Origin of the sequence: Paractinoplanes polyasparticus, assembly GCF_019710575.1 — a bacterium.
In the GTDB taxonomy this organism is placed as follows: domain Bacteria; phylum Actinomycetota; class Actinomycetes; order Mycobacteriales; family Micromonosporaceae; genus Actinoplanes; species Actinoplanes polyasparticus.
In genome coordinates this window covers 789,877-798,920 of sequence record NZ_JAHWFK010000001.1, presented here as the reverse complement: position 1 = coordinate 798,920, position 9,044 = coordinate 789,877, and the positions used below count along the sequence as shown (strand labels likewise).

Below are 9,044 nucleotides of genomic sequence, written 5' to 3'. Positions count from 1 at the left end.
GGCGCTCGCGGAGCGTGCCTGTGGATAACTCGGCGATGCGGTCAAGCTCACTGTGGGTATCCGTGGGCGGGTCCGTTTCGCCGGGGTAGACAGGACCGTGGCCGGTCAGGGACGTTCGCCGTGATGGTCGTTACAGCGGTTGGCCTTCCGGCGGGGTGGCGCGCTAGCGTGTCGATGTCTAGAAGCCTATGGGACTTGTAGGTTTTGCCGGGTCGTCAACCACGCATACCAGGGTGCTACGTGATTGAGATACAGGGGCTCCGGAAGACCTACCGGGCCAAGGGGCGGCGCGACCGGGCGGTCGTGGCCGTCGACGGGGTCGACCTCAGTGTGGCCGAGGGCGACGTGTTCGGCGTGCTCGGGCAGAGCGGCGCGGGCAAGAGCACGCTGCTGCGCTGCGTGAACATGCTGGAGCGGCCCGACGAGGGCACGGTCACCGTGGGCGGGGTCGAGCTGACCGCGCTCAAGCGGCGGCCGCTGCGACTCGCGCGGCACGGGATCGGGATGATCCATCAGCATTTCGCGCTCCTCTCCTCGCGTACGGTGGCGGGGAATGTCGCTTTCGCACTCGAGGTCACGGGTGTGCCGCGGAACGAGCGGCGCGAGCGGGTGGCCGAACTGCTGGAGCTGGTGGGGCTCGGCGGGCGCGCGGACGCGTACCCCGGTCAGCTCTCCGGCGGGCAGAAGCAGCGCGTCGGCATCGCCCGGGCGCTGGCCGCGCGGCCCAAGGTGCTGCTCTCCGACGAGGCCACCTCGGCGCTCGACCCGGAGACCACCGATTCGATCCTGCGCCTGCTGCTCGACCTCAACCAGCGCCTCAACCTGACGATCCTGCTGATCACCCACGAGATGACCGTCGTGAAGCGGATCTGCCGTTCGGCTGCCGTCATGCGCGACGGGCGGTTCGTCGAGTCCGGCGCGGTCACCGACCTGCTGCACCGGCCCGGCTCCGAGCTGGCGCGCGGACTCTTCCCGCTGGACGCTCCCACCTCCCTGGCCGGCCACGCCGTCGTCGACGTCACCGTCAGCGGCGAGGAGGCCGACGCGCCGCTGCTGGCCGAGGTCGCCCGGCGCTTCGAGATCGACGTACGGATCCTGGCCGGTTCGGTCGAACAGCTGGCCGCCACCCGCGCCGGTCGGTTCCGGCTCGCCCTGCCCGCCGGCGACGACGCGCCCCTGGCGTTCCTGCGCGAGCGCGGCGCCCAGGTCAGCCCGGCCGTGGCCGAGCCGGTCGCGCGGCCCGTCGACCGGCCGGAGCCCGACGAGACCGCCGCCCCCACCAGCCGGCCCGACATTCAGGGAGCAGCGTCGTGACCACCTCCGAACTGACCGAGCTGCTCGCGGTCGGTCTGCAGGAGACCGCCTGGATGGTGTTCGTCTCCACCGTCCTCACCGCGGTCGGTGGGCTGCTGCTGGGCATCCTGCTCGTGCTCACCGCGCCCGGCGGCATGCTCTCCGCGCCCGCGGTGTCGTCCGTCCTCGGGTTCGTCGTGAACGTCGCCCGCTCGCTGCCGTTCATCATCCTGCTGGTCGCGGTCATCCCGTTCACCCGGGCCGTGGTCGGCACGACGATCGGCACCGACGCCGCGATCGTGCCGCTGACCATCGGCGCCATCCCGTTCTTCGCGCGCATAGTCGAGGCCGCCCTGCGCGAGGTGCCGCCCGACGTCGTCGCCGCGGCCACCGCGATGGGCGCCACCCGCCGGCAGATCGTCGGCAAGGTGCTGCTGCGCGAGGCCCGGCCCGGGCTCGTCGCCGGCCTGACGATCACCGTGATCGCGCTGGTCGGCTACTCCGCCATGGCCGGCGTGGTCGGCGGCGGCGGGCTCGGCGACCTCGCCATCCGGTACGGCTACCAGCGCTTCGACACGCAGGTGATGGTGGCGACCGTCGTCGTGCTCATCGTCTTCGTGCAACTCGTCCAGATGGCGGGCGACCTCCTCGTCCGCCGCCTGTCCCACCGATAGAACCCGCCTCTCCCACCGATCGAGAACCCGGCTGTCCCACCGACAGAAGACCGGCTGTCCCACCGATAGAAGACCGGCTGTCCCACCGATAGAAGAGAGGTTGTTGAAAGAGAATGCGCCGCACCCTTGCTGCCGTCCTCACCTCCGCGACGCTCCTGCTGGGGCTGGCCGCCTGCGGCTCTTCCTCCGACGAGGGGTCCGCGAGCGATGACACCCTCAAGGTCGGGGTCAGCCCGGTCCCGCACGGCGAGATCCTCAAGTACATCTCCGACAACCTCGCGTCGGCCGAAGGGCTGAAGCTCGACATCGTCGAGTTCAACGACTACATCCAGCCCAACGTGGCGCTGCAGGAGAAGCAGCTCGACGCCAACTACTTCCAGCACGTCCCGTACCTGGAGGAGGAGGTCGCGGCCAAGGGCTACAAGTTCACCGCCCTCAAGCCGGTGCACATCGAGCCGCTCGGCGTCTACTCCAAGAACGTGAAGAACATCGCGGACGTGCCGGCCGGTGGCGTGGTGGGCATTCCGAACGACCCGTCGAACTCGGGCCGCGCGCTCAACCTGCTCGCCGCCAACGGCCTGCTGACCCTCAAGGACGGCGTGGGCGTCAAGGCCACCGAGAAGGACATCACCGCCAACCCGAAGAACCTGGAGTTCAAGGCGCTCGAGGCGGCCCAGCTGCCGCGCAGCCTCGAGGACACGGCGATCTCGGTGATCAACGGCAACTACGCGATCGAGACCGGCCTCAAGCCGGCCACCGACTCGCTGGCGCTGGAGAAGGGCGCGGACAACCCGTACGCGAACCTGCTCGTCGTCCGCACGGGCGAGGAGACCGACGCGCGGGTCGTCAAGCTCGAGAAGCTGCTGCACTCGGCCGAGGTCAAGAAGTTCATCGACGACAAGTACCAGGGCTCGGTGCTCGCCGCCTTCTGATCCACCCGCTCGGCGGCGTCGCGATATGACCTGAACGGTATGAGCGGCGCCGCCTCGGCATGGGTGAGGCTGAGCACTGTGGACCTGGCTCGACTCTGCGCAGCGCTGCTCACCGCCGGACTGATCGTCGTTCCCTCGTCCGTGGCTTCCGCGGCCGAAGCTCCCTCGACCCGCGACTTCGGCAACGGTCCTGAGCGGAACGAGGTCGCCGCCCTCGCGGAGCCGACGACATCTCTTCTGTCGACGTCGGCATCGGCGACCACGCGGTGGAAGCCGTCGAGGCAGGGCTATCCGCGGCAACACCGGCTGCCACTGCCGCCGGTGAACGCGGAGGACCGGTCGATCAAGCTGGGCCTCGTCCCGTACCACGGGATCGCGCCCAAGCTGAATGCGCTGCAGGCGGCCTCGAAGCGGGTGTCGGCCGAAGTGGTCGGGCACTCGGCGCTGGGCCGCGACCTCTACCTGGCCACGGTGACCGCGCCCGAGACGGCCGCCGAAGCCGCCCGGCAGGACCGCTGGCGGGAGCTGATCGAGGACGACCCGCGCGCGGCGGCCCGGGACAAGAGGCTGGCGCGCGAGTACAAGACGCCGGTCTGGATCAACGGGAACATCCACGGTGACGAGTGGGAGGGCACCGACGGGGCGCTGCGCGTCATCGAGCGTCTCGCCACGGCGACCGACCCCGCCACGGCCGCTTTCCTCCGTCGTACGCGGCTGTACGTGACCGTCACCAACAACCCCGACGGGCGGATCGCCGGCACCCGCGCCAACGGCGCCGGCTTCGACATCAACCGGGATCACGCGACGAGCTCGCAGCCCGAGTCGCGGGCCGTGCGGGACGTGCTGCTCGCGACGCAACCGCTGGTGATGCTGGACGAGCACGGCTACACCGGCACGACGCTGATCGAGCCGGCGACGCCGCCACACGGGCAGAACTACGAGTACGACCTGTACATCAAGCACGCCCTGCCGAACGCGCTCGGCATGGAGGCCGCGGTCCAGCGGCTCGGCCACGCGGAGACCCGGAGCGTCGACATCCCGTTCCGCGACTACGCCCCCGGCGACTGGGACGACTGGCCCCCGATCTTCACCCCGATGTACGCGATGTATCACGGCGCGATCGGACACACCGTCGAGATCCCGCTGCGCGTGAACCGCGGCGACTACACGTCGTTGCCGGTCGCCGAGCTGCAGCGACGCTCCGCCATCAACACCGAGGTGGTCGACGCGACGATCTCGGCCACCCTGTCGTACGCCGACACCCACCGTGCCTCGCTGCTGGCCGGCCAGATCGAGCAGTTCCGGCGGGGCTGGGCCGGCGCGCCGTCGCCGGTCATCCCCGACGGTTTCGTTCCCGGCTTCGGGCCCGAGGACCGCTATTCGACGACCTTCCCCCGGGCGTACGTCGTTCCGGCCGGCACCCCGGCCGCGGCCCGCCTCGTGGACCTTCTGGTCGACCACGACGTGCGGGTGAAGCGGGCGTTGCGGGGCTTCACGCTGAACGGCAAGCGGTACGCCGCCGGCACGTACCTGATCGACATGCACCAGCCCAAGCGCGGCCTGGCCAACGTCATGCTCGAGGCGGGCCGCGACATCTCGGACCTGGTGCCCCAGATGTACGACATCTAAAGCGAAGTAACGTACTGTGATGCTGTGAGCTGCTGATTTGTCTGGCCGAGCGGCAAGCTTCCCGATGGTTGGATGCAGCTTGGATGCGTCAACCCGTCGAACCTGGACTCAGCTCGAGGGCCAGACTAGTCGCCACCGGTCCGCCGGGAACACCTCGACCGTGCCGTCTGTGGCGGTCACCGAGAACACGGGCGTGCCGGTGCTCATCCCGTACTCGTCGCACTCGTCAACCGTGGCGGCACGGGCGATGACAGAGCTGCCGGGTGGCAGAACTAGGTCTTCGTACTCGTTCGGCTCACGCACCACGACACCTCGCCCCCTCACGAGCTCAGCCAGTCCTTCCGCCCGCAGCAGGTTCACTGCGGCGCGGGCGGTCAACCGGCTCACCCCGTGAGTTTGACTCAGGGTTGTCTCGGAGGGCAGCAGGTGGCCGGGCGGGATCCGGCCGGAGGTGATGTCGTCGCGCAGGTGTGAGGCGAGGCGCCGGTACACGGCACCCTCTCTGCGCGGATTGATCACAAACCGACCCTAGGGTCGGGTCGAAAGTGGACTACCGGGCTAGCGGGCTAGCCCTCTAGCCCGCCGATGGTATGGATCATTCCGGGTCGGTGGAGTCCGGGTCGATGTAGCCGCGGCGCAGCTGCAGACCGTCCTTGACGCCCTTGCTGTAGTCAGGGATGTGCTGCACGGCTTCCTCGATGACCTTCAGCCGGTCAACCAGGGCAACGTAGCTGTCGGCGAGCTCACTGAACCGGCCGGGCAGCACAGCCACGTACGCCATGATGCCGCCGTAGCGTTCCTCGTTGTCGAGGGCGAGCCGCTCGAGCAGGATCCGGTTGCGTTCGGTGGCCCGGGCCAAGTCAGCGACAGTGGTGCTGGCTTGCCGGATGCCGGCGAGTTCGCGGGTGTTGTCGGCGGTTTGGGCCCGGTGCCGGCGGGTGAGGCGTTCCACTCCGCCGATGGCGATGAACCCGGCGGCCAGCGACACGAACGCCAGGTGGGTGAGGACCCCGAACAGTTCGGCTGTCGGATTGGAGTAGGCGTTGTTGTCGCTGATCACCGCCATTGTGAGGGCTGCGATGATCAGGGCTACTTCGATGGCGATGCCGCTGATGAGGCTGAGGGTGCCGAAGCGCCGGAGCCGGCGTTCTTTGTCGTCGGGATGGTTTGCCGGGGGTGCGGCGGGTGGGGTGCGGGGGCTGAGTTCGACGGTGTTGCTTCCCGGGTCGTCCACGTGGCGCCTCCCCTGACGTGAGTGAATAGCTGCTCATTGGGGGAAACACGTCTTGATGGGTTCCAGTTACGGCCGCCTGGTCATCCGTTCGGTCGAAGTTGGTGACCAGTCCGCGTCTCGACGGGGACCTGACTCGTTAATGTCCGCCACGGTGTCGGATGGTTTCTGGTTTGGGGTGTCACCCGCACCGGTCGTCCGTGGCCCCGTGTTGCCGCCGGTTCAAGCTGGATCGGGGCATCCGTTCAGGGTGGCAGCGCCCGGGGTGTTTCGCGCGGGTTTCCACCCGGCCGTATGGATGTTCAGACAAATCGCACTTCTACCGGAGTCCTGATCACCGGTTGACTCGTTGAAGCTACGAGTACTGGGTCAGTTGCCGTCCCAGTCGAGGATCTCGTTGGTGGGGACGTGCGGCAGGGAAGTCGGCTTCCGTCTCGGCGGGTCCTCCCGTGGCGGTTGCAGCGCCAGATCCAGTCGCAGGCGGGCCAGGCGGAGTTTCGCATCGAGGCGGCGCCAGTCCACCTCGTCAACGTTGCCGCCGGCTTCCTCGATCGCCAGGTGGAGTTCGTCAGCTTGGGCGGTGAGTTCCTCAGCGCGGGCGCGGTGCAGTTCGGGGTTCATGAATCTGATGCTCTCACCGCTGCGGCGTCACGACTCTGGCTGCGTGCACCACGTGAGCCCGGTGTTCTCGTCCTTGTGCTCGTCGTGAGCGCCCTGAAGGTCACAGGTGATCCAGTAGCCGTCTGCCTGGTCGTGGTTGAAGTGCTCCCACGACCAGGTCTCCTCGGCGCACTGCGCGAGCGCCCCGTCCGAGGCGTTGAGCAGTGCGCAGATCCGCTCGGCCAGCGCCGTGTCGCCGTTGGTGATGACGGCGACAAGCTGGTCGCGGGAGAGGTCGATCGTGCCGTCCGTAGGCTGCGGAGCCTCGCGGACTATGGTGACGCCCCAGTGGCGCCCGGTGCGGTACGTCGTCATCGGTCGTCTCCGGGCCAGCGCTCGAGCGAACCGCCGGCGGCTGTCAGGCGCTGTTCGAGCTCGCGGACGTAGCTGACGCAGATCGCCTCCGGTGAGGCGTCGATGTCCCAGTCCTGCGGCATGTTCGCCATCAGCTTCCCGATCAGGTCGTCGTGGAGCTTCCTGTAGTCGAGGTCTGTCATTGGGCAGGCTCCCGCAGCAACCTGATCTGCCACTGCCCGCTGGTGTGGCCGAGCTTCAACGTTCCGTCGGCCTGCAGCCACACGGTCGTCTCCTCGTCGCCATCGTGGTAGACGCTGACACCCGCATCAGCGATCTCCACCGTCTCGTACGGGTCGACCTCGTTCCATCCGGTACGGGCCATCAGGTGTTCACCTCATCGGCCGCCACGGGCTGGGCGGTGGTGATCCGCAGGCAGTCCTCGTAGCCGGGCTCGTCCGGGACGTCGAAGTCAACGATGCTTTCGCCGCTGGTCCACGACGGCTCGATGAACGTGCCGTACCGCTTGAGCTGACGGTGGTAGACGCGGTCGCCGGGGGTGAAGGTCTGTTCGGTGCTCATACGGGGGCCTCGCCTTCGAGGTAGCTGCGCCACGTCCTGGTCACGTCGGACGGGTCGTAGATGGTGCCGTCGGGCTCGGTGATCGTGGTCTCGCCGTCCATGTCACTGAGGTAGACGTCGAGCAGGTGATCCACGCGGTTGTCGGCCTTGGCCTGCTCGTACTCGGCGCGGTTGACCGTGATGGTGGTGCGAGAGGTGCGCTCGGCTTCGAGGGTGATCGTCTCGTCGGACATCAGGCGTCGACCTCCTCGTCGGCGTAGTCGCTCTCGTCCATCCGGTTCGCGGCGGCGAGCAGAGCGGCGGCCAGGTCCATCGGGGTGAGCTCGTCGAGGAGGTCTTCGAGGATTCGCTGGCCGTGGTCGTCGAGTCCACTGAACTCCGCCTGATCCTCGGCGGGCAGTCCGTTGCTGATGGCTCCGGTGATGAGTTGCCCTGCGGCCTGAATGATGTCGTGCTCGACGTGCATGAGTGCTCCTAGCTGCTCGAAGTCGGTCGTGGTGGTAACCACCAGTCTACCGAAACGCCGCCATGATCGGACCCCGCGGATCACTCGGACGTGCAGCCAGAAGTGCCGAATGTGGTAACCACCGTGCGAACATGAAGCATGGCGAAAGATCGCACCGAGGACCGGCACGCCATGCACCGCCACATGGTCGGATTCGATGACGCCGACTGGGAGGAGCTGGGTCAGGTGGTCGGTGGCGACCCCGAACGAGGCGACGTCATCCGTCGGCTTGTCGCCGCGTTCCTCAAGCGACCAGGGGCAAAGATGCCCCGGCGGAAGGACTACGAGCAGGGCTAGCCGTACAGCAGCCAGTCGACGCCGCGCCAGAACGCCCGCACGATCTCAGCGATCACGACGCCTCCTGCCGTTCAAGCCACCACCGCGGCACGGACAGGTGCACCGGATGCCACCACTGCACCCCGGGTCGCCAGCCACGGGCCAGCACCACGTACCGGACGCGCAACCCGACCATGCGTCGCTCACCGTCCACCTTGACGATCTCCGCGTCGGAGGTGCGGCCCTGGGCGGTGCGGATCAGGACCGGGTTGCCGATGTGGGCTTCAGCCTCGTCGAGGGTCGCAGACAGACCCCGCCGTTCTTCACGCATTCAACCGAGGCGGCTACAGCGGTCGCGTAGCCCTCGTCGTGCGACTCCCAGCCGTGGATTCCCTCCACGTGGTGGTCGAGATGGTGCGGGTCCACTCCCTCGGCTGCCGCGATGTCGGCGACCTCAGGCGGCAGCGGCTCGCCGTGACACATGAAACCCTGCGGAAGGGCGGCCATCCGGTCCCAAGCGCCGGGCAGGCAGCACAATGCGGGATCGTTGGCGATGTGGGTGGTCACGAGAACTCCCCGGCGTAGAAACGGTGCCCGGCCTCATCAAGCCAGCCCATCCCAGCGGCCTCGTCAGCGCACAGATCAGCCAGGCCTTCCGGTGTCGGCCGCCACGGCACCGCCTCACCCAGCCAGCCGAGCGGGTCGTCGATCTGCTTGCCGTACTCGTCGAACAGCCGCCCGGGACGTGCGGTGAACACGGTCCGCCAATCGGCCAGGGACCGCACGGAGAAACCGAAAGGTGACTCCTGCGTGCGCCCCCACTCGGGGTGCTCGTCATCCAGGAACACGTTGCGGTACGCCCGCCAAGTGCGCTTCGACTTGCACACGTGGACCTCGGTGTAGCGGTCGCAATGACCGCACTCGTCGAAGCGGTAGAACCAGTTCGTTCCCACGTTCCCACGTTGCCT

The 9,044-nt window shown here is 68.1% G+C and carries 16 protein-coding genes; 5 read left to right on the top strand and 11 right to left on the bottom strand.

The annotated features are described in order from the left end of the window. Positions 1-240: 240 nt before the first annotated feature. The 4 genes from KXC43_RS04315 to KXC43_RS04300 all read left to right on the top strand — a co-directional run bounded on the left by KXC43_RS04315 (position 241) and on the right by KXC43_RS04300 (position 4,528). Positions 241-1,314: a methionine ABC transporter ATP-binding protein gene (locus tag KXC43_RS04315; protein ID WP_308128945.1), complete on the top strand. Its 1,074-nt coding sequence runs from the start codon at positions 241-243 to the stop codon at positions 1,312-1,314. Then, positions 1,311-1,967, top strand: coding sequence for a methionine ABC transporter permease (locus KXC43_RS04310; protein ID WP_221374543.1), 657 nt, complete (start codon positions 1,311-1,313; stop codon positions 1,965-1,967). The genes KXC43_RS04315 and KXC43_RS04310 overlap by 4 nt, the downstream gene beginning before the upstream one ends. Positions 1,968-2,080: 113 nt before the next feature. Beyond that, positions 2,081-2,899, top strand: coding sequence for a MetQ/NlpA family ABC transporter substrate-binding protein (locus KXC43_RS04305; RefSeq protein ID WP_221374542.1), 819 nt, complete (start codon positions 2,081-2,083; stop codon positions 2,897-2,899). Positions 2,900-2,977: 78 nt separating this feature from the next. Next, a complete protein-coding gene (locus tag KXC43_RS04300; protein WP_221374541.1) occupies positions 2,978-4,528 on the top strand; it encodes a M14 family zinc carboxypeptidase in 1,551 nt (516 codons plus the stop codon). Positions 4,529-4,636: 108 nt separating this feature from the next. Here KXC43_RS04300 and KXC43_RS04295 read toward each other — a convergent pair whose 3' ends face one another. From KXC43_RS04295 to KXC43_RS04255, 9 genes are all read right to left on the bottom strand, one after another. Then, the gene (locus KXC43_RS04295) at positions 4,637-5,020 is read right to left on the bottom strand and encodes a GntR family transcriptional regulator (RefSeq protein WP_221374540.1); all 384 of its coding nucleotides are present in this window, start codon (positions 5,018-5,020) and stop codon (positions 4,637-4,639) included. Between the two features lie 103 nt (positions 5,021-5,123). After that, the gene (locus KXC43_RS04290) at positions 5,124-5,762 is read right to left on the bottom strand and encodes a hypothetical protein (RefSeq protein WP_221374539.1); all 639 of its coding nucleotides are present in this window, start codon (positions 5,760-5,762) and stop codon (positions 5,124-5,126) included. Positions 5,763-6,128: 366 nt separating this feature from the next. Beyond that, positions 6,129-6,380, bottom strand: a complete 252-nt coding sequence (locus KXC43_RS04285; protein ID WP_221374538.1) for a hypothetical protein — start codon at positions 6,378-6,380, stop codon at positions 6,129-6,131. Between the two features lie 27 nt (positions 6,381-6,407). Next, positions 6,408-6,734, bottom strand: coding sequence for a hypothetical protein (locus KXC43_RS04280; protein WP_221374537.1), 327 nt, complete (start codon positions 6,732-6,734; stop codon positions 6,408-6,410). Continuing rightward, entirely contained in the window at positions 6,731-6,916 is a 186-nt protein-coding gene (locus KXC43_RS04275) for a hypothetical protein (RefSeq protein WP_221374536.1), read from the bottom strand. Before KXC43_RS04275 ends, KXC43_RS04280 begins: the two co-directional genes overlap by 4 nt. Then, positions 6,913-7,098, bottom strand: coding sequence for a hypothetical protein (locus KXC43_RS04270; protein ID WP_221374535.1), 186 nt, complete (start codon positions 7,096-7,098; stop codon positions 6,913-6,915). Before KXC43_RS04270 ends, KXC43_RS04275 begins: the two co-directional genes overlap by 4 nt. Further along, on the bottom strand, positions 7,098-7,295 hold the full coding sequence (locus tag KXC43_RS04265; RefSeq protein ID WP_221374534.1) for a hypothetical protein: 198 nt from the start codon (positions 7,293-7,295) through the stop codon (positions 7,098-7,100). Before KXC43_RS04265 ends, KXC43_RS04270 begins: the two co-directional genes overlap by 1 nt. Next, positions 7,292-7,528, bottom strand: a complete 237-nt coding sequence (locus KXC43_RS04260) for a hypothetical protein (protein ID WP_221374533.1) — start codon at positions 7,526-7,528, stop codon at positions 7,292-7,294. The genes KXC43_RS04265 and KXC43_RS04260 overlap by 4 nt, the downstream gene beginning before the upstream one ends. Next, complete coding sequence (locus KXC43_RS04255; RefSeq protein ID WP_221374532.1) at positions 7,528-7,803, bottom strand: hypothetical protein; 276 nt, start codon at positions 7,801-7,803, stop codon at positions 7,528-7,530. Before KXC43_RS04255 ends, KXC43_RS04260 begins: the two co-directional genes overlap by 1 nt. Positions 7,804-7,899: 96 nt before the next feature. Here KXC43_RS04255 and KXC43_RS04250 point away from each other — a divergent pair, with 96 nt between their 5' ends. Further along, positions 7,900-8,097 (top strand): hypothetical protein, encoded by a 198-nt coding sequence (locus tag KXC43_RS04250; protein ID WP_221374531.1) that lies wholly within the window; start codon positions 7,900-7,902, stop codon positions 8,095-8,097. A 52-nt stretch (positions 8,098-8,149) separates the two neighbouring features. Here KXC43_RS04250 and KXC43_RS04245 read toward each other — a convergent pair whose 3' ends face one another. Further along, complete coding sequence (locus KXC43_RS04245; protein ID WP_221374530.1) at positions 8,150-8,407, bottom strand: hypothetical protein; 258 nt, start codon at positions 8,405-8,407, stop codon at positions 8,150-8,152. 232 nt (positions 8,408-8,639) lie between these two features. Continuing rightward, entirely contained in the window at positions 8,640-9,029 is a 390-nt protein-coding gene (locus KXC43_RS04240; protein WP_221374529.1) for a hypothetical protein, read from the bottom strand. Positions 9,030-9,044: the final 15 nt, after the last annotated feature.

What these genes read in the sequence shown, in the direction of transcription:
- KXC43_RS04280 (WP_221374537.1), bottom strand. Translation starts at nt 6,734, where the DNA reads ATGACGACGTACCGCACCGGGCGCCACTGGGGCGTCACCATAGTCCGC.
- KXC43_RS04250 (WP_221374531.1), top strand. Translation starts at nt 7,900, where the DNA reads ATGGCGAAAGATCGCACCGAGGACCGGCACGCCATGCACCGCCACATG.
- KXC43_RS04265 (WP_221374534.1), bottom strand. Translation starts at nt 7,295, where the DNA reads ATGAGCACCGAACAGACCTTCACCCCCGGCGACCGCGTCTACCACCGT.
- KXC43_RS04260 (WP_221374533.1), bottom strand. Translation starts at nt 7,528, where the DNA reads ATGTCCGACGAGACGATCACCCTCGAAGCCGAGCGCACCTCTCGCACC.
- KXC43_RS04285 (WP_221374538.1), bottom strand. Translation starts at nt 6,380, where the DNA reads ATGAACCCCGAACTGCACCGCGCCCGCGCTGAGGAACTCACCGCCCAA.
- KXC43_RS04275 (WP_221374536.1), bottom strand. Translation starts at nt 6,916, where the DNA reads ATGACAGACCTCGACTACAGGAAGCTCCACGACGACCTGATCGGGAAG.
- KXC43_RS04305 (WP_221374542.1), top strand. Translation starts at nt 2,081, where the DNA reads ATGCGCCGCACCCTTGCTGCCGTCCTCACCTCCGCGACGCTCCTGCTG.
- KXC43_RS04245 (WP_221374530.1), bottom strand. Translation starts at nt 8,407, where the DNA reads ATGCGTGAAGAACGGCGGGGTCTGTCTGCGACCCTCGACGAGGCTGAA.
- KXC43_RS04270 (WP_221374535.1), bottom strand. Translation starts at nt 7,098, where the DNA reads ATGGCCCGTACCGGATGGAACGAGGTCGACCCGTACGAGACGGTGGAG.